This is a genomic window from Polaromonas sp. YR568 (assembly GCF_943372955.1).
Taxonomy (GTDB): domain Bacteria; phylum Pseudomonadota; class Gammaproteobacteria; order Burkholderiales; family Burkholderiaceae_C; genus Polaromonas.
In genome coordinates, this window is sequence record NZ_CALSAL010000001.1 from 210,290 (window position 1) to 233,643 (window position 23,354).

21 protein-coding genes and 1 tRNA gene are annotated in these 23,354 nt (G+C 63.0%); 12 read left to right on the plus strand and 10 right to left on the minus strand.

Annotated elements, in window-relative coordinates; all coding sequences use genetic code 11:
• Positions 1–25: 25 nt before the first annotated feature.
• Positions 26–448 carry an acyl-CoA thioesterase gene (locus AAG793_RS01000; protein WP_341902828.1) on the plus strand — a complete coding sequence of 141 codons (423 nt, stop codon included), beginning with the start codon at positions 26–28 and terminating at the stop codon, positions 446–448.
• A 12-nt stretch (positions 449–460) separates the two neighbouring features.
• Here AAG793_RS01000 and AAG793_RS01005 read toward each other — a convergent pair whose 3' ends face one another.
• Entirely contained in the window at positions 461–1,090 is a 630-nt protein-coding gene (locus tag AAG793_RS01005) for a peroxidase-related enzyme (protein WP_341902831.1), read from the minus strand.
• Positions 1,091–1,359: 269 nt separating this feature from the next.
• Here AAG793_RS01005 and katG point away from each other — a divergent pair, with 269 nt between their 5' ends.
• Both katG and AAG793_RS01015 read left to right on the plus strand, forming a co-directional pair.
• Complete coding sequence (katG, locus tag AAG793_RS01010) at positions 1,360–3,552, plus strand: catalase/peroxidase HPI (protein ID WP_341905325.1); 2,193 nt, start codon at positions 1,360–1,362, stop codon at positions 3,550–3,552.
• 162 nt (positions 3,553–3,714) lie between these two features.
• Entirely contained in the window at positions 3,715–4,089 is a 375-nt protein-coding gene (locus AAG793_RS01015) for a carboxymuconolactone decarboxylase family protein (protein WP_341902833.1), read from the plus strand.
• Positions 4,090–4,129: 40 nt separating this feature from the next.
• On the opposite strand, the gene AAG793_RS01020 is transcribed toward AAG793_RS01015, so the two are convergent.
• Positions 4,130–4,684 carry a PAS and helix-turn-helix domain-containing protein gene (locus tag AAG793_RS01020; RefSeq protein WP_341902836.1) on the minus strand — a complete coding sequence of 185 codons (555 nt, stop codon included), beginning with the start codon at positions 4,682–4,684 and terminating at the stop codon, positions 4,130–4,132.
• Between the two features lie 116 nt (positions 4,685–4,800).
• Between AAG793_RS01020 and AAG793_RS01025 the strand changes: the two genes are divergently transcribed.
• Together AAG793_RS01025 and AAG793_RS01030 are read left to right on the plus strand one after the other, a co-directional pair.
• Positions 4,801–5,508: a CoA transferase subunit A gene (locus AAG793_RS01025; RefSeq protein WP_341902839.1), complete on the plus strand. Its 708-nt coding sequence runs from the start codon at positions 4,801–4,803 to the stop codon at positions 5,506–5,508.
• Positions 5,509–5,510: 2 nt separating this feature from the next.
• Positions 5,511–6,149, plus strand: a complete 639-nt coding sequence (locus AAG793_RS01030) for a CoA transferase subunit B (RefSeq protein WP_341902841.1) — start codon at positions 5,511–5,513, stop codon at positions 6,147–6,149.
• A gap of 57 nt (positions 6,150–6,206) precedes the next feature.
• On the opposite strand, the gene AAG793_RS01035 is transcribed toward AAG793_RS01030, so the two are convergent.
• The 5 genes from AAG793_RS01035 to AAG793_RS01055 form a co-directional block, all read right to left on the minus strand.
• A complete protein-coding gene (locus tag AAG793_RS01035) occupies positions 6,207–7,067 on the minus strand; it encodes a DMT family transporter (RefSeq protein WP_341902843.1) in 861 nt (286 codons plus the stop codon).
• Between the two features lie 103 nt (positions 7,068–7,170).
• Positions 7,171–7,338: a hypothetical protein gene (locus AAG793_RS01040; RefSeq protein WP_341902845.1), complete on the minus strand. Its 168-nt coding sequence runs from the start codon at positions 7,336–7,338 to the stop codon at positions 7,171–7,173.
• A gap of 86 nt (positions 7,339–7,424) precedes the next feature.
• A complete protein-coding gene (locus tag AAG793_RS01045; RefSeq protein ID WP_341902847.1) occupies positions 7,425–8,015 on the minus strand; it encodes a MarR family transcriptional regulator in 591 nt (196 codons plus the stop codon).
• Positions 8,012–9,235, minus strand: coding sequence for a Gfo/Idh/MocA family oxidoreductase (locus AAG793_RS01050; protein WP_341902850.1), 1,224 nt, complete (start codon positions 9,233–9,235; stop codon positions 8,012–8,014). Before AAG793_RS01050 ends, AAG793_RS01045 begins: the two co-directional genes overlap by 4 nt.
• Positions 9,232–10,239, minus strand: a complete 1,008-nt coding sequence (locus tag AAG793_RS01055) for a PDR/VanB family oxidoreductase (RefSeq protein ID WP_341902853.1) — start codon at positions 10,237–10,239, stop codon at positions 9,232–9,234. The genes AAG793_RS01050 and AAG793_RS01055 overlap by 4 nt, the downstream gene beginning before the upstream one ends.
• Positions 10,240–10,407: 168 nt before the next feature.
• Between AAG793_RS01055 and AAG793_RS01060 the strand changes: the two genes are divergently transcribed.
• From AAG793_RS01060 to AAG793_RS01085, 6 genes are all read left to right on the plus strand, one after another.
• Positions 10,408–11,751: a Rieske 2Fe-2S domain-containing protein gene (locus AAG793_RS01060; protein WP_341902856.1), complete on the plus strand. Its 1,344-nt coding sequence runs from the start codon at positions 10,408–10,410 to the stop codon at positions 11,749–11,751.
• A gap of 110 nt (positions 11,752–11,861) precedes the next feature.
• Positions 11,862–12,854 carry a tripartite tricarboxylate transporter substrate binding protein gene (locus tag AAG793_RS01065; protein WP_341902858.1) on the plus strand — a complete coding sequence of 331 codons (993 nt, stop codon included), beginning with the start codon at positions 11,862–11,864 and terminating at the stop codon, positions 12,852–12,854.
• 104 nt (positions 12,855–12,958) lie between these two features.
• Positions 12,959–13,951 carry an ABC transporter substrate-binding protein gene (locus AAG793_RS01070; RefSeq protein WP_341902860.1) on the plus strand — a complete coding sequence of 331 codons (993 nt, stop codon included), beginning with the start codon at positions 12,959–12,961 and terminating at the stop codon, positions 13,949–13,951.
• A complete protein-coding gene (locus AAG793_RS01075) occupies positions 13,951–14,928 on the plus strand; it encodes a DMT family transporter (protein ID WP_341902863.1) in 978 nt (325 codons plus the stop codon). Before AAG793_RS01070 ends, AAG793_RS01075 begins: the two co-directional genes overlap by 1 nt.
• A gap of 148 nt (positions 14,929–15,076) precedes the next feature.
• The gene (locus AAG793_RS01080) at positions 15,077–16,651 is read left to right on the plus strand and encodes an ABC transporter substrate-binding protein (RefSeq protein WP_341902865.1); all 1,575 of its coding nucleotides are present in this window, start codon (positions 15,077–15,079) and stop codon (positions 16,649–16,651) included.
• Positions 16,652–16,654: 3 nt separating this feature from the next.
• Entirely contained in the window at positions 16,655–17,701 is a 1,047-nt protein-coding gene (locus tag AAG793_RS01085; protein ID WP_341902867.1) for an ATP-binding protein, read from the plus strand.
• Positions 17,702–17,750: 49 nt separating this feature from the next.
• On the opposite strand, the gene AAG793_RS01090 is transcribed toward AAG793_RS01085, so the two are convergent.
• Positions 17,751–17,824 (minus strand) — tRNA-Gly (locus AAG793_RS01090).
• A gap of 70 nt (positions 17,825–17,894) precedes the next feature.
• Positions 17,895–19,373, minus strand: coding sequence for an NAD-dependent succinate-semialdehyde dehydrogenase (locus tag AAG793_RS01095; protein ID WP_341902869.1), 1,479 nt, complete (start codon positions 19,371–19,373; stop codon positions 17,895–17,897).
• A 340-nt stretch (positions 19,374–19,713) separates the two neighbouring features.
• Here AAG793_RS01095 and alaS point away from each other — a divergent pair, with 340 nt between their 5' ends.
• Positions 19,714–22,359 carry an alanine--tRNA ligase gene (gene alaS / locus AAG793_RS01100; protein ID WP_341902872.1) on the plus strand — a complete coding sequence of 882 codons (2,646 nt, stop codon included), beginning with the start codon at positions 19,714–19,716 and terminating at the stop codon, positions 22,357–22,359.
• Positions 22,360–22,396: 37 nt separating this feature from the next.
• Here the strand turns inward: alaS and egtD are convergent, their stop codons facing one another.
• A complete protein-coding gene (egtD, locus tag AAG793_RS01105) occupies positions 22,397–23,317 on the minus strand; it encodes an L-histidine N(alpha)-methyltransferase (protein WP_341905326.1) in 921 nt (306 codons plus the stop codon).
• Positions 23,318–23,354: the final 37 nt, after the last annotated feature.

Consider the following 23,354-nt stretch of genomic DNA (forward strand, 5'->3'; position numbering starts at 1 on the left):
ACTTCGTCAGGACGTTGTACACACCATGAAGATCGAGATTCCGGAAAAGAAAAAACTCGTTCACCAGATGCACATTCCCATCCGCTGGGGCGACATGGACGCGATGGGGCACCTCAACAACGGCAGTTACTTTCGTTACCTTGAAACCGTTCGCATCGACTGGATGTACAGCATCGGCTGCATGCCCGACCCGCTGGGCGAGGGGCCGGTCATCGTCAATGCGTTCTGCAACTTTTACAAACAGCTGGAATACCCGGGCGACGTGCTGGCGAAGATGTATGTGAGCGACCCGGGGCGTACCACCTTTGAAAGCTGGTGCACCCTGGAACGCGTGGACCAGCCCGGCGTGATTTACGCCGCAGGCGGTGCCACCACGATCTGGGTGGACTTTCCGGCGCAGAAATCCAAAACCTTGCCAGACTGGATGCGCAAGTTCATTGAGGACTGAAACTCGCGGGTGTCATGCCGCTTCCGGTGGTTTGGGCGGCTTTGGCACACGGCCCATCAGATAGAACTCGGGGTTAGGCTGCATGCCGCTGAAACTGGCCATGCGGTTCGACAAGCCGAAGAAGGCGGTGATGGCCGCAATGTCCCAGGCGTCTTCGTCGTCGAAGCCATGCGCATGCAGCGCGTCAATGTCGGCGTCATTCACTTCGTCGGACTGCAGGCACACCTTCATGGCAAAGTCGAGCATGGCGCGCTGGCGCGGCGTGATGTCGGCCTTGCGGTAGTTCACCGCCACCTGGTCTGCCACCAGAGGTTTCTTTTCGTAAATGCGCAGGATCGCGCCATGGGCCACCACGCAGTACAGGCACTTGTTCGCGGCGCTGGTGGTGGTCACGATCATCTCGCGGTCACCTTTGGTCAGGTTGCTGCTGCGCCCCACCGTTTCCGGCGTCATCAGCGCGTCGTGGTACGCAAAGAACGCCCGCCACTCCGCAGGGCGGCGCGCCAGGCCCAGAAACACATTCGGCACAAACCCGGCTTTTTCCTGCACCTCCAGAATTTTGGCCCGGATGTCGTCGGGCAGGTCTGCCAGCTGCGGGGCTGGGTAGCGGGGCGGAGTGGTCGACACAGGTGAACTTGTCATGATGCGGCCTTGAAAAGCTTGATAAATTGAGGCGAAGAAATGACGAGCCTGCAAGGGTAACCGTTGCGCCTGAATGCCCGAATGGCAGTTCACCCGAGTTGTTTGATTAATAAATACTATCAACTCTATTTTTGTAATTGTCTTTATTTATTTTCTAACGGCGTTCAAACTCTCGCCATCAAGTCATCGTTTCCCCGTCACCGGGCCTCTGCGTCCGGTTTTCCCGCAACTGTTTCTGAGCCAAAGGAGCCACCATGCCAGAACGCCAAATGCAAGCTGAAGCCCAATGCCCCTTCTCGGGCCACGCCACCGCGCACACCAAAGCTGCTGCGCCCAGCAACGCCAGCTGGTGGCCCAATCAGCTGAAGCTGAACATCCTGCACCAGCACTCTGAAAAGTCTGACCCGATGGGCGCGGCGTTCAACTACGCCGAAGAGTTCAAGACGCTCGATCTGAATGCAGTTGTCAACGACCTCAAAGCCCTGATGACCGACTCGCAGGACTGGTGGCCCGCCGACTGGGGCCACTACGGTGGCCTCTTTGTGCGCATGACCTGGCACGCCGCAGGCACCTACCGCATCCACGACGGGCGCGGTGGCGCCGGCACGGGCAACCAGCGCTTTGCCCCGCTGAACAGCTGGCCCGACAACGGCAACCTCGACAAGGCCCGTCGCCTGCTCTGGCCCATCAAACAGAAGTACGGCCGCAAGCTGTCGTGGGCCGACCTGATGGTGCTGGCTGGCAATGTGGCCATGGAAACCATGGGCTTCAAGACCTTCGGTTTCGGCGGCGGCCGCCCCGACATCTGGGCGCCGGAGGAGGACGTTTACTGGGGCCCCGAGGCCACCTGGCTGGGCGACGAGCGCTACAGCGGTGACCGCGAGCTGGCCAACCCGCTGGCCGCCGTGCAGATGGGCCTGATCTATGTGAACCCGGAAGGCCCCAACGGCAAGCCCGACCCGGTGGCTTCGGGTCGCGACGTGCGCGAAACCTTCGCCCGCATGGCCATGGACGACGAGGAAACCGTGGCGCTGGTGGCTGGCGGCCACACCTTCGGCAAGGCGCATGGCGCAGGCGATCCATCGCTGGTGGGCAAGGAGCCCGAAGGCGCCAGCATTGAAGAGCAGGGCCTGGGCTGGACCAACAAGTTTGGCAGCGGCAAGGGCGTGCACACCACCACCAGTGGCATCGAGGGCGCATGGAAGCCCAACCCCACCACATGGGACAACGGCTACTTCGACATGCTCTTCGGCTACGAGTGGGAGCTGACCAAGAGCCCCGCAGGCGCCCACCAGTGGACGCCGAAGAACTGCAAGCCCGAGCACATGATCCCGGACGCGCACGACCCGAGCAAGAAGCATCCGCCGATGATGACCACCGCCGACCTGTCGCTGCGCATGGACCCGGCTTATGAAAAAATCTCGCGCCGCTTCCACCAGAACCCGGCCGAGTTTGCAGACGCGTTTGCCCGCGCCTGGTTCAAGCTCACGCACCGCGACATGGGCCCGCGCGCCCGCTACCTGGGCCCGCTGGTTCCGAAGGAAGAACTCATCTGGCAAGACCCGGTGCCTGCCGTCGATCACAAGCTGGTGGACGCCGCCGACGTGGCGGCGCTGAAAGCCAAGGTGCTGGCCTCTGGCCTGAGTACCAGCCAGCTGGTGGGTGCTGCATGGGCCTCTGCGAGCACCTTCCGCGGCAGCGACAAGCGCGGCGGTGCCAACGGTGCGCGCATTCGCCTGGCGCCGCAGAAAGACTGGGCGGCAAACAACCCGGCAGACCTTGCCAAAGTGCTGGCCACGCTCGAAGGCATCCAGAAGGACTTCAACGCGGCTCAAAGCGGCGGCAAGAAAGTCTCGCTGGCTGACCTGATCGTGCTGGCCGGTGGCGCCGCCATCGAAGCGGCCGCAGCCAAAGCAGGCCAGAGCGTGACCGTGCCCTTCACCCCGGGCCGTACCGACGCCACGCAGGAACAGACCGACGTGGAATCATTCGCGGTGCTGGAGCCGGTGGCCGACGGCTTCCGCAACTACGCCCGCAAGGGTGCAGAAGCGGCCGCTGCCGAGCTGCTGGTCGACAAGGCCCAGCTGCTCACCCTGAGCGCCCCCGAGATGACGGTGCTGGTCGGTGGCCTGCGCGCGCTGGATGCCAACACCGGTGGCGCCAAACACGGTGTGTTCACCCAGCGCCCTGGCGTGCTGACCAACGACTTCTTCGTCAACCTGCTCGACATGCGCACCCAGTGGCAAAAGACCGCCACCGAAGGCGTGCTGGAAGGCCGCGATCGCAAGACCGGTGCCGTGAAGTGGACCGGCACCGTGGTGGATCTGGTGTTTGGCAGCAACTCCCAGTTGCGCGCGCTTGCCGAGGTCTATGCCGCGTCAGACGCACAAGGCAAGTTTGTCAATGACTTTGTCGCGGCCTGGGTGAAGGTGATGGAGCTGGACCGCTTCGATCTCGCCTGATCCTCTTTTCGTTCGCCACAACCGGGCGCCGTCTGTGCAAACAGGCGGCGCCTTTTTCATGGTCGTATTGTGGTGGGCTCATGATGGTTGCAGAAGCGCTGCGCTATCCTTTGCACTCGTAAACGTCGACACCAACACACAGCATCACAGGAGACAGCACCCATGGATTCCGCATTCGACAAAGGCCTGGCCACCCGCAAACAGGTGATGGGCGAGGAGTTTGTCGCCAACGCGTTTGGCAAGATGACCGAGTTCACCCGTCCCATCCAGGAGCACATCACGGCCAAGGCCTGGGGTGACGTGTGGCAGCGGCCGGGGCTGGACCTGAAAACCCGCAGCCTGATCACCGTGGCGATGCTCACGGCGCTCGGGAAGCAACACGAACTCAAAGGCCATCTGCGCGGCGCGTTGAACAACGGCGCCACGCCTGCCGAGTTGCAGGAGGTGCTTCTGCATGCAGCGGTCTACTGCGGCGTGCCGACGGCGGTGGACGCCTTTCGCACCGCCAGCGAAGTGGTTGACGGCCCGAAAACCTAGGCGTCCGACAGTTCCTCGCTACCGATCCGCGCGTTCGCGCTCACACCGCCATCAACCGATGCACCAGATCGGCCGTGGTGGAGGCCTTGTACTTGCGCATCAGCCGGGCGCGGTAAATCTCCACCGTGCGGTGGCTGATGGCCAGCGTGCGGCCGATTTCCTTGGAAGTCATGCCCTCCATCAGGTGCGCGGCCACCTCGCGTTCGCGCGCGGTGAGTTCGGCGGTGACCGGGCGGCGTGAGCTGAGGTCTTCAAAGGTCCAGATGCCCGCCTCGTGCGGCGCGCTGCGGTTGAGGGCACGGCCCGTCACGTGGCACCAGAAGGGCTCACCCTTGTGGCGGCCGTCCACCCGCTTCATGATGCGGTTGTCGGAATAAAGACCCTTGGCGTTGAGGATGGGAATCATGCGCGCCCCGATGCGTTCGTACTCGTCCACGCTGGGGTAGAGGATGAGAAAGGACTGCCCCGCCAGCTGCTCGCGCGTGGCCCCGAACATCTCGCAAAGATGCTGATTGCAGTCCACAATCGAGCGGTTGCGCGACAGCACCAGCCCCACCGGGGCCAGGTCAAAAGCCAACTGGTAATCTACTTTCATGGCATCCACCTCCACGGGACTAACCTTTACGGGGAACTACGTAACTCGATAGGTAGTATCGTAACGGGTGGTCAGGACACTGAACCGGGTATTGAACGACTCCAAGGAGATCATTTGTGAACAAAATTTTTCCCTCCGCTGCAGAGGCCCTGAAAGGCATCGTGAAGGACGGCCAGTTGATGGCTGTTGGCGGCTTCGGCCTGTGCGGCATTCCCGAGGCACTGATCGACGCATTGCGCGACAGCGGCGTCAAGAACCTCACCGTGATTTCCAACAACGCGGGTGTGGACGGCTTTGGCCTCGGCAAGCTGCTCGAGACGCGGCAGATCAAAAAAATGATTTCCAGCTACGTGGGCGAGAACAAGGAGTTCGAGCGCCAGTTCCTCGCGGGCGAACTGGAACTGGACTTCACGCCGCAGGGCACGCTGGCCGAAAAGCTGCGCGCAGGCGGTGCCGGCATTCCGGCCTTCTTCACCAAGACGGGTGTCGGCACCCAGGTGGCCGATGGCAAGGAACTGCGTGAGTTCGACGGAGAAACCTATGTGATGGAGCGCTCGCTGGTGCCCGATGTGTCGCTGGTCAAGGCGCACGTGGCCGACAAGTCCGGCAACCTGCAGTTCCGCCTGACAGCGCGCAACTTCAACCCGGCCGCTGCGATGGCCGGCAAGATCTGCATCGTCGAGGTGGAGCATGTGGTGGAAACCGGCGAACTCGCCCCGGACGCCATTCACCTGCCGGGCATTTATGTGCACCGCATCGTGCACAACCCGAACCCTGAAAAACGCATCGAGAAACGCACCATCACTGAAAAGGCGGGGGTTTAACCATGAGCTGGAGTCAAGACCAAATGGCCGCACGTGCGGCGCAGGAACTGCAGGACGGCTTCTACGTGAACCTCGGTATTGGCATCCCGACGTTGGTGGCCAACCATGTGCCGAGCAACATCGAGGTATGGCTGCAGAGCGAGAACGGCATGCTGGGCATTGGTGCCTTCCCGACGGAAGACGAGGTCGATGCCGATCTCATCAACGCCGGCAAGCAGACGGTGACCACCATCAAGGGCTCGTCGATTTTCGGCAGCCACGACAGCTTCGCGATGATCCGCGGCGGCAAGATCAATCTCTCCATCCTCGGCGCGATGCAGGTGAGTGAGAAGGGCGATCTGGCCAACTGGATGATTCCGGGCAAGATGGTCAAGGGCATGGGCGGCGCGATGGATCTGGTGGCGGGCGTGAAGCGGGTCATCATCCTGATGGAACACGTGGCCAAGAAGAAGGACGGCACCGAGGACCTGAAAATCCTGCCGAAATGCACGCTGCCACTGACCGGGGTCGGCGTGGTGGACCGCATCATCACCGACCTGGCCGTGATGGACGTGACGCCCGAGGGCCTCAAGGTGATTGAGCTGGCACCCGGCGTGACGCGCGAGGCGCTGCAGGCCAAGACTGGCGTCAAGCTGATCTGACCCAACAACCGGGCAACTGCTTTTCGGCAGCTGCCCGGCTGATTCGCTGCAGTGCTGCTACGTGGTTTTTCGGAAAACCTGCTGCAGCCCCAGCAGGATCGTCAGCATGCCCGCGAGGCTCAACGGTGCGAGGCGGTTGCCGAGCACCACATAGTCGAGCAGGGCGGTGCCCACCGGCACCAGATAGAACAGACTGGTCACGTTGACCAGATTGCCCGCGTGGATCAGCCGGTAAAGCAGCAGCGTGGCCACTACGGACATCACCACCCCCATCCACACCAGCGCCACCCAGAAATCGAGGCTGAGGTCGGCAGTCATGGGCTGAAAGGGCGCAAACAGCAGACACAGCAGCAGACTGCACCCCAACTGCAGGGGCAGTACCTCGCGAGGCGCCTGCCGGATGGACTTTTGCAGGATGGCCCCCAGCGTTACGCAAACCAGTGCGCCAAACGCAAACAGCATGCCGATGACGGTGAAGTTTGCGCGGGCAATGCTTTCATAGACCACTAGGACCAGGCCGGCCAGTGCCAGCCCCAGGCCAGTCAGGCGTCTGCCTGAAAAGGCCTGCCGCTCCGTCAGCGCCAGCGTCAGGATGGGCTGTACGCCCAACACCGTGGCGAGCACCCCCGGCGTGAGCCCGTGGTCCAGCGCCAGCAAATGGCAGATCGAATAGCTGCCAATCATCAGCAGGCCCGTGAGTGCGACCTGCACCCGTGTGCCGCGTGCCGGCAAGTAGCGCCGCGTTGCCAGTCCGAGTGCCAGCAGAACAGCCAGTGCAAGGGCAAACCGCAAGCTCAGGAAGGCAAAGGGGCTGGCATGTTGCAAGCCGAGCTTGGAGAAAAGCGCGCCGCTGCTCCACAGCAGAACGAAAAGCGAAGTCGGGCCGAAGGTGGCCCAGGCCGTTTTGTTTGAAATCATGAAAATCACCTGCCAAAAGAAGGACAAGCTCCAGCGAGCGCACGTGGCGCAGACGCGCCATGTGGCTGAACCGAAAGGGGCTGGAGAGTGAGCCGGCTGGAACTCAGCCGTGAACGTGCGCGGCCGGTGGGTAAGCGCCGGAAGCGACCACGTTGCGCGGAGGTGCGGCAGGTGGGGGAGCGGTGGAGGTGAAGGCAGAGCCGCCAGTCAGGCGCACAGCATCAGGCAGCAGGGCTGTCGATCGGGTGTGGCTTGAAAGAGGCGAAGTCATGCCGGAACTATACCCGCGAACAGTGGCGGGAAAAGCTGTTTCTGCAGTAGCGGCGCGGGTTCAGGCGGTGGGGTCAGGCAGCAGCTTCAGGCAGCAGATTTCTTGTCGCGCTTGCTGTCCGCCGTAACGGTGCTCCGGTATGCCATGGCGGCGCGAGCGAGCGGCTTGGTTGATGGCTTGCGTGCGCTGGCGGTCGGCGTTTGCAGCAGCTCATCTTTCGCGAGGTTTTCAATCATGGCCAGCAGCACGCGCCGCGTGGTCTTGAGCTCATCACCTGAAATGCCTTCGATGCTGACGTTGTTGGTTTCCTCGGCCAGAGGCACCAGCAGTTTCTTCAGTGCCCGGCCCTGGGCCGTCAGGTGCACATACATGTTCTTCTTGTTGGTGGGCAGCTGCCGCCGCTCGATGTAGCCCAGTGCCTCCATGGCCTTCATGGCCGAGAAAGTGGTGGGCTCCATCACGCCGGCGCGTTCGCTTAACTCTTTTTGCGTCAGACCGTCAGACTCCCACAGGATGCGAAGAAAAGTCCAGTGACCAAAGGGCACGCCGTGCTGCGCCAGCCGCACCTGCAGCGCGCGGTGAAAGGCGCGGGCCGCGTCGCGGATCAGGTGGGCGAGACGATCATTCGGAACGGCCTCGCGCCAGTGGTGAAGGATGTTTTGCGTGTCGTGCGTCATGAGGCGGCATTATCCGATGCGGCGCAGGCGATCTGGAACGCTGGCACCACGTCGCGGCTGCTCTCCGCCGACTCCAGCATCGCCAGGCACACCGCCGTGGTGGCGCGGGCCCACTCGCCGCTGTGAACCGCTGCCCGGCCGTTCACGACGCTGTTGTAGAGCTCGTCAATCACTTCCTGGCGCGCGATGGCGGGCGGGGGGAGGGCCTCAAACCGCCTCTCGCTGTCGGTGTAGATGGCTATGCCTTGCGGCGTGGGGCGCAGATCGGCGGTGTCGCAGCTGACGACCAGGTGCCCGAAGTGCTGGTGGGCTAACGTGCCCGGTGGCATGCCGGGAGCGGGATTGGCCGGCGTGTAGAGGCTGCCGCCGTAGTTGCGCGCGGCCTTCAGGCGAGATTCTTCCGCCGGATTGGCCGTCGCGGCAAGGCGCCTGCGGGCTGCGCCGTAGTCGCTGGCGGTCTTGGTCTGGCCCATCTCGCCAATATGGTCCAGCAGCTCATCGGAATCGTAGTGGCCGTAGCCGCTGTAAGTGGCCGACGCAAAGGCGCCGCCCTCGAAACCCAGCAGTGCGCTGTAGGCGCCTTCGGTGGGCCGTTTGGCATCCCAGCGGCCGGTGTGGGCTCGCACGCTGGTCACCAGCCCGCCGCCGAGCAGCCGCAGGATGTCGATCTGGTGCGTGGCCTGGCTGTGAATCACGCCGCCGCCAGCGGCGGTGTCCAGTTCCTCTGGCCGACGCGGCCGGTAGAGGAAGTCGGTGTAGTTCAGCGCGTGAATCATGCGCACCGGGCCGTACACACCGCTCTCGATGAGCTCGCGGGTGCGGCGAATCGGGGTGTTAAAGCTGTGGCTGTGGCCGACGATCAGGTGCACGCCAGCGCGGCGGGTGGCCTCGATCATGCAGGTGCATTCATCGAGCGTGAGGGCCATCGGTTTTTCGACCATCACATGCTTGCCTGCCGCTGCGGCCATGCACACATGATCGGCATGGAACTGGTGCGGCGAAGCGATGTAGAGCGCCTCCACTGACTTGTCGGCGCACAGCGCTTCAATGGTGGGGTAGGCGGGTGCGCCAAAGTCTTTTTCGAACTGTGCACGGGCATCTGCCAGCGGGTCTGTTGCGGCGACCAGCTTCACCCTCGTATCCTGCTGGAAGGTCGGCAGCATCAGCGTGAAGGCGCGGCCCAGACCGACCACACCCAGCCTGAGTACGCGGGTTGTCACAGGTCCAGCACCAGTTCAGCCGACGCTTCAGGGCGTGCCCGTGACACACAGACCATGATGCAGCTGGCCTTTTCTTCATCGGTCAGCACCATGTCGCGGTGCTCCACGTCGCCGCTGAGCAGGCGTGTTTTGCAGGAGCCGCAGGTGCCGCTTTCGCAGGAACTCGTCACGTGCACGCCCTGGCCGCGCAGCGCCTCCAGCAAGGTTTGCTCGGCGCTGACCTGCACCACGCCGCCGCTGCGTGCCAGACGAACCGTGAACGGGGTATTGGCCGCAAAGGCCTTGGCGTCCACACCAAAGCTTTCAAAGTGCACCGTGCCTGAGGGCCAGTGGCCCGACATGTCGGCCACGCTGTCCATCAGGCCTTGCGGGCCGCAGCAGTACACATGGGCGCCGCTGGGCTTTTCAAACACGTCCCACAGGTCCAGCGCCTGGTTGATGTCGCCATGGTCATGGTGGATCTGGGCCTGACCGGGAAACTCGGCAGCGATCTCGTCCATGAATGCGGTGCCTGCTGCATCCCGCGTGCAATAGTAGAGCTTGAAGTCGTTGCGCCCCGCGGCCTTCAGTGCCCGCATCATCGACAGGATGGGCGTGATGCCGATGCCGCCTGCGATGAAGATGGCCGAGGGGGCACGCTCGTCGAGCTCGAAGTTGTTGCGCGGCGGGCTGACCAGCAGTGTCTGCCCTTCCTGTACGTCGTCGGCCATGCTGATGGAGCCGCCCCGGCCTTTGGCATCGCGCTTGACGGCGATCTGGTAGCGCTGCGTGTCCAGCGGACTGCTGCAGAGCGAGTAATTGCGACGCACGCCGCTCGGCACCTGCACGGTGAGGTGAGATCCGGCCGTGAAGGGCGGCAGCGTGCGCCCATCGGGGTCGCACAGCTCAAACAGATAGATGCCGTCGGCCACGGCACGCTTGTGGGTGACTGTGAGGCGGAGGAAATCCGCCTCGCCCGAGTCCCCACCAGCGTCGGCGGCGCCTGCCTGCGGGTTAACGCTCATCGTTGTCTCCATGAATTTTCTTGACAAAAGTCAAAATGGTGAATAATCTTAGTTGACTAAGAATAATATGACCATTCTGGTTTTGCAAGCTGTATTTTGATGAACTGGCCGATGTGCCAGCCCGCGCCGCGCTGTAAAGCGGTGCCGGGCCGTTGAAGGAATCTCCGTATGTTGACCGCTGAAGAAAACGATTTGCTTTGCCGCGTGGAGGGCCAGGCCCCGATGGGCCAGCTGATGCGCCGCCACTGGACGCCTGTCTGCCTGATTGAAGAAGTCAGCGAGCCTGACGGCGCGCCGATCAAGGCCCGCGTATTTGGCGAAGACCTGGTGGTGTTCCGCGACACCAAGGGTCGTGTGGGTGTGATGGATGAATACTGCCCGCACCGCCGCGTCTCGCTGGTGTTTGGCCGCAATGAAGACTGCGGCCTGCGTTGTCTGTACCACGGCTGGAAGATGGACGTGCAGGGCAACGTGCTGGAGATGGTCTCCGAGCCCGCTGCCAGCGGCATGGCGCAGAAGGTCAAGCACCTCGCTTATCCGACGCACGAGTGGGGCGGTTTTGTGTGGGCCTACATGGGCCCGCCTGAGACCAAGCCGGAGTTTGTGCCGCCGGCCTGGGCGCCAACCGCCGAAACGCGGGTAACGATTGCCAAGGCCATCATCCCCTGCAACTGGGCGCAGATTCTGGAAGGCGCCATCGACTCGGCGCACAGCTCCAGCCTGCATTCGTCCGACATGGTGCCGGCACGCGTCGATGGCGCCGAGGCGACCGAGACCAACTGGCTGCGCCCCTCTACCGACAAGGCGCCGCGCATGCAGGTGGAACGGGGCAGCTATGGCTTTCGCTACGCCGCGATACGCCGCCCCATCAAGAACGCGGCGGCTAACGACTACATCCGCTCCACGGTGTTCGTGGCGCCAGCCACCGCGTTGATTCCGCCGAACAACCTGTACAACGTGGCCAACATCAATGTGCCGGTGGACGACACCCACACCGCGTTCTACTTCATGGCCTGGGGCCACCCTTCCCAGACGCCGGACACCGCCAGCTGGCGCAAGTTTCTCGGTCAGGAGGTCGGCGTCGATCTGGACGACAAATACCAGCCCCTGCGCAACCGCGACAACCATTTCTGGCAGGACCGCGAAGCGATGAAGGCCGGTAACTTCACCGGCATCACCGGCTTTCCAAACCAGGACATCGCGATGTGGGTCACCATGGGCCCGATTGCCGACCGCACCCATGAGCGTCTGGGCGCCAGCGATCAGGCGGTGGTGGAGTTCCGCAAGCAGATGCTCGAGGCGGTAAGGGCTTTCCAGGCCGGCGGCCCGGCGATTGGCACTGGCGACCTGCGCATTCCGTCTGACGTGTGTGCCTACCAGGCCATCGTGCCGAAGACGACCGACTGGCGTGCGCACCAGGCGACCTATGTGTGGGATTCAAAGCAGCCGGCGCTGGAGCCGTCGTATTCGACACCTGAAAGCACGGGTAACGCGACAACCGCTACCGCGTGACCAGCGCTTTCCACAATGGCTTTCCCCTAAGGGCTTGACCCCTTCCCCGAATCCTGTTTCTTTCCTACGCTGCAACTTTATTCATTCCAATAACTGACCGGAGACAAGACATGATGCTTCACAGAATCCTTCGCAGAAAAATCCTGATGACCAGCCTGCTGGCTGCCAGCGCACTGGCCACACCGCTGATGGCCCAGGCGCAGGGCGCCTATCCCAACAAGCCCATCAAGTTTGTGGTGCCGTATTCGCCGGGCGGCTTGCCCGATACCGTGGCCCGGATTTTTGCGCAGCGACTGGGCGACAAGCTGGGTCAATCGGTGGTGGTCGACAACCGGCCCGGCGCCAACGGCGTGGTGGCCGCGCAGGTGCTGGCCACCTCGCCAAAAGACGGCTACACCTTTCTGGTGACCGATGGCTCCATGTTCTCCATCAACCCCGCGATCTACCGCAACCTGGGCTATGACTACAAGCGCGACTTCATGCCGGTGTCGCTCGCTGCCCGCGCGCCGCTGTACCTGGCAGTCAATCCAAAAGTACCCGTCAACAATTTCCAGGAACTCGTCGCGCTTGCCAGGTCCAAACCCGGCACCCTCAACTACGGCTCGTCCGGCATCGGCAGCACCCACCACCTGACCATGGAAGCGCTCAAGGCTACCCTGGGCCTGCAAATCACCCATGTGCCTTTCAAGGGCACCGGCCAGTCGGTACCCGCACTCATTGGCGGCCAGGTCGAGATGCTGTGGTCAGCTCTGCCTTCGCTTGTCGGATTTGTGAAAACGGGTCAGGTCAGACTGGTGGCCAACAATTCGGCTCAGCGCTCACAGCAGGAACCCAATGTACCGACGATTGCCGAAGTGTTGCCAGGCTTTGACTTCGCACCCCTCGTGGGTGTGCTTGCCGCCACCGGAACACCCGCCAGCGTCATCGACCGAATCAGCGCCGAAATGGCGCTGATTGCGAAGATGCCCGAGGTCATTCAGACTTTGAACAATGCCGGCATCGAGCCCATCGGCAGCAGTCCGGCCGACTACAACAAGGCCATTCTTGGCGAGAACGAGCGCCTGGCCAAAGCCATTGTGGCGGCAGGAATCAAGCCCGAATAAGAGACCCGACCCCTGTCGCCAGAGGCTTCGGCTCTCCGGCGGCTCCACAAACCCGGGCGCCTGCAGGCGGGTGACCCGGGTTTTCTTTCTGACCCCTGAACTTCATGTCCAAACTCAAACTCACTTTCGGCTGCTGGAACTACGACCGCACACGCGCCCTGATGGACGGCAGCGTGCAGCCCGACGGCATCGACCTCAACTACCTCAACATGCCGGTGGAAGAAACCTTCTTCCGCATGCTGCGGCACAAGGAGTTCGACGTGGCGGAGATGTCGCTGTCGTCGTACTCCGTATCGATGTTCAACGAGGCGCGCCCGTTTGTGGCGATTCCGGTGTTTCCGTCGCGCTTTTTCCGGCACTCGTGCATCTACGTGAACGCCAACTCGGGCATCCGTGAAGCCAAAGACCTGATTGGCAAGCGCGTGGGTAATCCGGAATACCAGATGACCGCGCCGGTGTGGATTCGCGGCATTTTGTCTGACCACTATGGCGTGCCGGTGGACAGCGTGACCTATGTCACCGGTGGCGAGGAAGAGCCCGGCCGCTCCGAGAAAATCAAGCTCAACCTGCCACCCAACATCAAGGTGGAGCAGATCGGCCCCGAGCAGACGCTGGCGCAGATGCTGCTGGATGGCGAGATTGACGCGCTGTACACCGCGCGCATGCCGTCGAGCTTTCTCAAGGGCGGCGGCAAGGTCAAGCGCCTGTTCGAAGACTACGAACAGATTGAGCGCAACTACTTCAAGGAAACCGGTATTTTCCCCATCATGCACACCGTGGCCATTCGCCGTGATGTGTATGAAGCCAACCGCTGGGTGGCCCGCTCGCTGATGAAGGCGCTGGAGCAGTCGCAGCGCCGCACCTATGAAGACCTGTACGAGACGGCGGCACTCAAGACCATGTTGCCCTGGCTGACCTCGCACGTCGAGCAGGTGCGCCGCGAAATGGGTGAGGACTTCTGGCCCTACGGCTACGAGAAGAACGTGGCCACGCTGCAGACTTTTCTGCGCTACCACCATGAGCAGGGGCTCTCCAAACGTCTGCTGACACCGGGCGAACTGTTCGCGCCCGAGGCGATGGAAGCGTTCAAGATCTGATGTCCCAAGCCTTGCCGGGGTATCTGCTGTCGGGCGGTGCCCTGCTGTTTTTCACCACGGCGATTCTGGTCACGCGGCTGGCCTCCAACCGGATTCCGCTGGCGCTGGGCTTTGTGATTGCCACACTGACCAATGTGGTGTTCTCGGGCCTGGCTTTTGCGGTGCAGGGCGTGCTGAGCGATCAGCCGGTCACATGGAACACCCGGTCATTCTGGTTGTTTGCAGTTGCAGGGGTTTTCTCGACCTATCTGGGGCGCTGGTTCTTTTATGAATCGGTGGTGCGCTTCGGGCCGGCCAAGGCGAGCGTTTTTCAGGTCAGCAGCCCGCTGTTTACCGCCGCGATGGCCCTCGTACTGCTGGGTGAGCGGCTGACGCTGCCGGTGGCGATGGGCATGGTGCTCACGGTGGGTGGGTTGATCCTGGTGAGTTACAAGCCGGGTGCTTGCGGCAACGGCAGTGTCGCCCCCGCTGAACCGGCCGGGCTGGTGGTTCCCGTCAAGGCGGACAGCGCCACGCCCCCCCTCACATTGCACCAGCGGTTACTGAAGTCGGTATTGCTGCTCGGGCTGGCCAGCTCGCTGGCCTACGCGATTGGCAATGTGCTGCGTGGCTCGGCAGTGCGCGAGTGGAACGAGCCCATTTTGGGCGGCTTGATCGGTGCGGGGTTCGGGCTGGCAATGCACCTGCTGTTCATGCCGGCCAAGTCGGCGCTGTGGATCAGCCTCCGACAAGCCGACCGGCGCGGCGTATGGCTCTATGCGCTGATTGGCGTCTGCACGATCTCGGGGCAGATCTGCACCATCGGCGCGATGCGCTTCATTCCACTGTCGATTGCCACACTGGTGACGCTGTGCACGCCGCTGCTGGTGTTCCCGCTGAGTTATTTCCTTCTCAAGAGCCGCGATGGCGTGACACGCGCCACCGTAGCCGGTTGCGGGCTCACCCTGGTGGGCATTTTCATCATCGTGTTGCGCTGATCGGCGGGTACCGGGCCGCTTCGCTGCGCTGTGCCCTCTGGCGGGACCTGCGTGCTATGCTGAAAAACTCATGTACCGCTTTTCCCGTGCAACGAGGTGGTCGCTGGTCCTTGCTGGATGGCCTGCTCTCGTTTGCCTGGTACTGGTTTTGTTTGTTTCCGGTAGCGGTGCCGCAGTGGCGGCCGGCCGCAACTTCCCTGCAGAGCCCAAAGCCGTAACGCTGCAGCTCAAGTGGTACCACCAGTTCCAGTTCGCTGGCTATTACGCGGCGCTGAACAAGGGCTTTTACCGCGAAGAGGGGCTTGATGTCACCCTTCTCGAAGGCGGCGCCGACAAATCGGCCCTTGCCATGGTCACACAAGGCCGGGCGCACTTCGGCATTGGCGATTCGGACCTGCTGATTCAGCGCATCAACGGCGAGCCGCTGGTGGCGCTGGCGGCCATCTTCCAGCATTCGCCCTACGTCATCATGAGCCGGCAGGACCGCAACATCCGCTCACCCAGCGATCTGGTAGGCGCCCGCGTGATGCTGTCGAACGACCAGGGCGGCATCCAGCTGCGCGCCATGCTGCAGCGGGAGGGCATTGATCCCGCGCGCGTCAACATCCTGCCGCAGACCTGGAATCTGCAGGACCTGGTCGATGGCCGGGTGGATGCCGTGTCGGCCTATGCCACCGTGGAGCCGGCGTGGATGCGCGAGCGCGGCGTGGTACCGAGCATCATGCGCAGCGTGGACTACGGCGTTGATTTCTATGGCGACCTCATCTTCACGACAGAAGCGGTGCTGGAGGACAACCGGGCAGAGACCGCTGCCTTTCTGCGCGCCACACGCAGAGGCTGGGAGTACGCCTTCGCCAACGAGCAGGAACTGGTCGACGCCATACTGACCATGCCCGGCGTCGTGCAGCGCGGCGTGACGCGCGACAAGCTGCTGCAGGAGGCAGCCGACATGCGCCCTTATGTCCTGCCCGACGTGGTGGAGATCGGCCATTTGAATGCCGGCCGCCTGGAGGCCATCGGCCGCACACTGGCTGATCTGGGCATGGTGAAAAAAGACCATTCGCTGTCCGACTTCATGTACCAGCCGGAATCCGAGGCGCGGGCACTGATGGTCCGGTGGGTGATCGGCGGGTCGGTTGGCGTGTTGCTGATACTGGCGCTGGTGTTGCTCTGGAACCTGCAGATCCGCAGCCGCGTGCGGGAACGGACGCGGGCGCTTCAGCAGGAGATTCAGCGCCGTGCAGAAATAGAACAGCAGCTCAAGGACAGCCAGGAGATGGTGCAGCTGGTGTTTGGCACCACCGCAGCAGGTATCGTGATGAACACCCCGGATGGCCGGCTGGTGATGGCCAACCCCGCGTACTACGCCACCGTCGGGTACTCTGAAGCCGAATTGCGGGCCATGGACACGCGCGAGCTGACCCATCCCGACGACCGCAGCCGCTACACCGCGCTGCGCGAGCGCCTGCTGCGCGGCGAGCTGGAGTCGTTCACCGAGGAAAAGCGTTACCTGAAGAAGGGCGGAGATACCGTCTGGGTCCGCTCCACGGTGTCAATGGTGCGCGGCGCCGATGGCACGCCGTCACGGGTGATTGCAGTGACCGAGGACATCACCAAGCGCCGCGAAACAGAAGACCGGCTGCGCCAGAGCGAGGCGCTGCTCGCCATTGCCGGCCGCACCGCACACCTGGGCGGCTGGTCGCTTGATCTGAAGACACGCTAGCTGTTGTGGTCAGACGAAGTGTGCGCGCTGCATGGGGTGCCGTTCGGCAGTCGCCCCTATCTGGATGACGCACTGGCCTGTTTCGCGCCGCCCTGGCAGGCGCACATGCAGGCCGCCTTCAACCGCTGCATCACTCTGGGTCTGCCGATTGACGAGGAGCTGGAAATCATCACCACCGCAGGCAAGCGGCTGTGGGTGCGCGTGGTGGCCCAGGCCTTGCGCAATGACGACGGCCACATCAGCCGCGTGCAGGGGGCCTATCAGGACATCACCGAGCGCAAGCTGGCACAGCAGAACATTCTGTTGCTCAATGCCAGCCTGGAAGACCGGGTGCGCAGGCGCACCGCCGAGCTGGAGGCGGCCAACGCCGAACTGGAGGCCTTTTCCTATTCGGTCTCACATGACCTGCGTTCGCCGCTGAACACGATTGACGGCTTCAGTCAATTGCTGGAGCGCGCTGCCGGCGAGCAGCTGGACGACAAGTCGCGCCACTACCTCACCCGCATCAAGGCTGGCGCGCAGCAGATGGGCTCATTGATTGAAGGCCTGCTGTTGCTGGCCAAGGTGTCGCGTGACCGTCTGCGGTTTGAAGCCGTGGATGTGTCGGCGCTGGCCGAACTGGCCATCCGCGACTGCCGGGAGCGCGAGCCCGGCCGGCAGGTCGAGGTTCATATCCAGCCGGGCTTGGTGGCCCATGGCGATCCCTTGCTGCTGTCGGTTGTGATGCAGAACCTGGTTGGCAACGCATGGAAGTTCACGGCCCGCCAGCCACACGCACGCATAGACGTGGGCAGTGCGCAGGGCGCCGATGGCCAGACCGTGTACCACGTCAAGGACAACGGCGCCGGTTTCGACATGGTCTACGCCGACAAGCTGTTCGGCACATTTCAGCGGCTGCATTCACCTGCGGATTTTTCTGGTACCGGTGTCGGGCTGGCCACCGTTCACCGCATCGTGGCCCGGCATGGCGGAAGGGTATGGGCAGATGCCACCACGGGTGGCGGCGCGCAGTTCTATTTCACACTGGCCACGGTACCGGCGGTGGATTGAGAGGTCTGCGGGAGGGGCTTGGAGCGATGGAGCGGCTAGAGAACGGGTTTGGAGCGGGTGAAGGGAATCGAACCCTCGTATGAAGCTTGGGAAGCTGCCGTTCTGCCATTGAACTACACCCGCACTGGCTGAATTCTATCGCGCTGATCCTGGCAAGGATCAGCGTCGCCAACCCGTCGCGTACCCGCAAGTCTTACTTGTTGATATCACCTAGGCACAGGTACTTCATCTCCACGTACTCTTCCATGCCGTGGCTGGAGCCTTCGCGGCCCAGGCCTGACTGCTTCACGCCGCCGAAGGGCACGTGCTCGGTGGCGATCACGCCGACGTTGATGCCGACCATGCCGTATTCCAGCGCTTCTGCAATGCGGTAGATACGGCCGATGTCGCGGCTGTAGAAGTAGCTGGCGAGGCCAAACTCGGTGTTGTTGGCAGCGTCGACGGCTTCCTGCTCGGCCTTGAAGCGGAACACCGGTGCGAAGGGGCCAAAGGTTTCTTCCTTCGCGCACAGCATGTCGCCCGTGGCTTCGGAAATCACCGTCGGTTCAAAGAACTGGCCTTCCAGCTTGTGGCCACCCACCAGCAGCTTGCCGCCCTTGGCAATTGCGTCAGCCACATGGCGCTGCACCTTGTCGACTGCGGCGTCCTCGATCAGCGGGCCCTGCACCACGCCTTCTTCAAAGCCGTTGCCGACTTTCAGCGTCTTGACCTTGGAGGCGAACTTCTGCACGAACTCGTCGTACACGCCGTCCTGCACATAGATGCGGTTGGCGCAGACGCACGTCTGGCCAGCGTTGCGGTATTTGCTGGCCATCGCGCCCTCGACGGCCGAGTCCACATCGGCGTCGTCGAACACGATGAAGGGCGCGTTGCCACCCAGTTCCAGAGAAAGCTTCTTCACGGACGGCGCGCTCTGCGCCATCAGGATGCGGCCCACTTCGGTGGAGCCGGTGAAACTGATGTGGCGCACCGTGTCGCTGGCGCAGAACACCTTGCCAATCGCGATGGAATTGGCCGAGTCGGCCGTCAGCACATTCAGCACGCCGGCAGGAATGCCGGCACGCACGGCCAGCTCGGCGGCAGCCAGGGCCGTGAGGGGTGTGAGTTCAGCGGGCTTGATGACCACCGGGCAGCCGGCAGCCAGCGCGGGCGCCACCTTGCGGGTGATCATCGCCAGCGGGAAGTTCCAGGGCGTGATGGCGGCGCACACACCAATCGGCTGCTTGATGACCATCAGGCGGCGGCTGTTGTCGAACTGGGGCAGGGTTTCGCCGTTCACGCGCTTGGCTTCTTCGGCAAACCATTCGACAAAACTCGCACCGTAGGCGACTTCGCCCTTGGCCTCGGCGAACGGTTTGCCCTGCTCGGCGGTCATGATGCGGCCCAGGTCCTCCTGGTTGGCCATCAGCAGGTGGAACCACTTCATCAGCAGCGCGTGGCGCTCCTTGCCGGTCTTGTTGCGCCATGCGGGCCATGCGGCGTTAGCGGCGGCGATGGCTGCCTCGGCATCTAGAGGGCCCAGATTGGCCACGTCGGCCAGCTTGCGGCCATTGGAGGGGTCGTTCACGTCAAAGCGGGCACTGCCGGCGACCCACTGGCCGTTGATCAGGGCGTCGGTCTTGAGCAGGCTGGGGTCTTTCAGCAGGGAAATGGGGGAGGTCTTCATGTCCATGGTTGTCTCTTTGCGTGGGTGTTTTGGCGTTGTTGGGCGTGGGGCGTGGGGCGTGGCTGGCTCCGGGAGGGGCGCAGAACGCACAGCCGTACAGCATAGCGCGTCCGGGGAATTTGTGTCGAGGGTTGCTGGCGCGGGGCTGCCTGTGCCCCAACCAACGCCAACAGCGCCGGTGGCGGACCGAGCGGTCTGCGGCAATGCCCTGCAAACTTATAATCTCCACTCCAGACTGCGCAAAGCACCGGCAACGGTGCGTGGTCTCCCCCGTACCGATCTGAACGCCCTTGCCGGCAGCCTTGTGCTGGCCTGCGGGAGTGTTCGCAGCCCCAACCAGCACACCATGAGCCCAACGACTCCCGCCAGCTTCACCGTTGCAGACATCCGCAAGACCTTTCTGGACTTCTTCGCGTCCAAGGGCCACACGGTGGTCGCGTCCAGCTCACTGGTACCGGGCAACGACCCGACGCTGATGTTCACCAACTCCGGCATGGTGCAGTTCAAGGACGTGTTCCTTGGCACCGACAAGCGCTCCTACGTGCGTGCGGCATCCGTGCAGGCCTGTCTGCGCGCCGGCGGCAAGCACAACGATCTGGAAAACGTGGGCTACACCGCGCGCCACCACACCTTCTTCGAGATGCTGGGCAACTGGTCGTTCGGCGACTACTTCAAGCGCGACTCGCTCAAGTGGGGCTGGGAGCTGCTGACCGAGGTCTACAAGCTGCCCAAGGAAAAGCTCTGGGCCACCGTCTACATCGACGACGACGAGGCCTATGACATCTGGACCAAGGAAATTGGCCTGCCGCCCGAGCGCGTGGTGCGCATTGGCGACAACAAGGGCGCCAAGTACGCCAGCGACAACTTCTGGATGATGGCCGACACCGGCCCTTGCGGCCCCTGCTCGGAAATCTTCTACGACCACGGCCCGCACATTGCTGGCGGCCCTCCGGGCAGCCCCGAGGCCGACGGCGACCGCTACATCGAAATCTGGAACCATGTGTTCATGCAGTTCGACATGCAGCCCGATGGCAGCGTGAAGAAGCTGCCGGCGCCCTGCGTCGACACCGGCATGGGCCTGGAGCGTCTGGCCGCCATCCTGCAGCATGTCCACAGCAACTACGAGATCGACATCTTTGACCAGCTGATCAAGGCCGCTTCCCGTGAAACCGGTGAGCAGGACCTCAGCAACAAGTCGCTGCGCGTGATTGCCGACCACATCCGCGCCACCGCCTTTTTGGTGAGCGACGGCGTGAACCCCTCCAACGAAGGCCGCGGCTATGTGCAGCGCCGCATCGTGCGCCGCGCGATTCGCCATGGCTACAAGCTGGGCAAGAAGACGCCGTTTTTCCATAAGCTGGTGGCCGATCTGGTCCGCCTGATGGGCGACGCCTACCCCAAACTCAGGGACGAGCAGCAGCGCATCACGGCGGTGCTGAAAGCCGAGGAAGAGCGCTTCTTCGAGACGCTGGAAATCGGCATGACCATCCTTGACACGGCGCTGGCTGGTGGCGCCAAGGTGCTGCCGGGCGACGTGGCCTTCAAGCTGCACGACACCTATGGCTTCCCGCTGGATTTGTCAGCCGATGTCTGCCGTGAGCGCGGTGTGGATGTGGACGAGGCTGGCTTCAACGCCGCGATGGAAAAGCAGAAGAACCAGGCCCGCGCTGCTGGCAAATTCAAGATGGACCGCGCGCTGGAGTACGCCGGCTCAGGCCATGCCTTCACTGGTTACGACCTGCTGGAGGAAGCTGCCAAAGTGGTCGCGCTCTATGCCGACGGCGTGGCGGTGCAGGCACTGAATGCAGGGCAGAGCGGCGTGGTGGTGCTCAGCACCACACCGTTTTATGCCGAAAGCGGCGGTCAGGTGGGCGACCAGGGCCGTCTGGTGGCGGGTGAGACCACCAAAGACGCGCAATTTGAAGTGCAGGACACCCAGAAGATCAAGTCCGATGTGTTTGGCCACCACGGCATGGTGAGCTACGGCACGCTGAAGGTGGGCGATCAGGTGATGGCGCAGGTCAACACCGCCGTGCGCGCAGCCACGGTGCGCAACCACAGCGCCACGCACCTGATGCACAAGGCCCTGCGCGAAGTGCTGGGCAGCCACGTGCAGCAAAAGGGCTCGCTGGTGAACGCCGACCGCACGCGGTTTGACTTTGCACACAACGCCCCAGTCACCGACGACGAGATCCGCCGCATTGAAGCCCTGGTGAATGCCGAGATTCTGGCCAACGCTGCCACCGACGCGAGCGTGATGGACATGGAATCGGCACAGAAGTCGGGCGCCATGATGCTGTTCGGCGAGAAATACGGCGATGAAGTGCGTGTGCTCAGCATCGGCTCCAGCAAGGAGCTGTGCGGCGGCACGCACGTGGGCCGCACCGGTGACATCGGCCTCTTCAAGATCGTCGCTGAAAGCGGCGTGGCGGCCGGTGTGCGTCGCGTCGAGGCAGTGACAGGTGCCAACGCGCTGGCCTATCTGCAGTCGCTCGAATCCACGGTGGAGGCGGCTGCCGGCTCGCTGAAAGCCAACCCGGCCGAATTGCAGAGCCGCATCACGCAGGTGCTGGATCAGGTCAAGGCGCTGGAGAAGGAAATCGCGGCGCTCAAGGGCAAGCTGGCATCGTCGCAGGGCGACGAGCTGATGGCCCAGGCCATCGATGTCAAGGGTCTCAAGGTGCTCGCGGCTCGTCTTGAAGGCGCTGACGCCAAGACCCTGCGCGACACCATGGACAAGCTCAAAGACAAGCTCAAGACCGCCGTGATCGTGCTTGCTGCGGTCGATGGCGACAAGGTCCAGATCGCTGCCGGCGTCACGGCTGACAGCGTGGGCAAGGTCAAGGCGGGCGAACTCGTCAACTTTGTGGCCCAGCAGGTGGGCGGCAAGGGCGGCGGCAAGGCCGACATGGCGATGGCTGGCGGTACCGATGCGACCAAGCTGGGCGAGGCCCTGAAGTCGGTTCAGCCTTGGGTGGCTGAACGGGTTTGATGCGTGTAGTGATGCGGGTGAGCCGCCTTCTTCCTTTTTAGACGGTAGCCCAGAACACAGCGAACCATTGCTTCGGGTCGGTCCAGTGCCGCACCTGCGAAAAACCGGCCTGGTGCAACAGCGCCTGCATGCCGTCCAGCGTGTATTTGTACGAGCATTCGGTGTGAATGCGCTCCCCCGCGCGGAAGCGCCGCTGCTGGCCTGGCCAGCTCACCTGCAGGTCCATGCGGGCCTCCAGATGCATCTCGATGCGTGACAGCGCCCGGTCGAAAAACGCCACGTGCTGCCACTGGCTGACCGAGAAGTCCGAGCCCAGCAGTCGGTTCACATTCAGCAGCAGGTTTTTGTTGAAGGCGGCGGTCACGCCCAGCGCATCGGCGTAGGCGGCTTCCAGCGTGGCGCTGTCCTTGACCAGATCAATCCCCAGCAGCAGGCCACGCGCATGCCCCTCGGCCGGGTCGGCGATGTGCTGCAGAAAACCCCTTGCCTCGTCGGGATGGAAATTGCCTAGGCTGGAGCCGGGGTAGAAAAACACCCGGTCATGCGGCTGCACTTCGGCAGGCAGCTGCAGGCCCGAAGAAAAATCCATGCCGACGCCCACGATGTCGAGCGCCGGAAAGCTGTTCTGCACCTGCGCTGCGGCATCGCGCATGAACTCGACCGAAATATCGACTGGCACATACTGCCGCGGCTGCAGCGCCGGCATCAGGCTGGCGGCCTTGGCGCAGTTGCCGGCGCCCAGATCAATCAGGCAGGGGCTGCGGATGCCAGCGTCCACCAGCGCTTGTGCCATGTCCGCGCGTGAGGCTTCGAAAATCGCCGCTTCGGTGCGGGTGGGGTAGTACTCGTCCAGCAACGTGATCGCTTCAAACAGCTTGGAGCCGAGTGCATCGTAAAAAAACTTGGGCGACAGGCTCGCTGCTGGTTTGAGCAGGTTGGCTGTCAGTTCTTGCTGGATACCAGATGTGGTTGATGCGCTTTGAGCAGCGTTGATG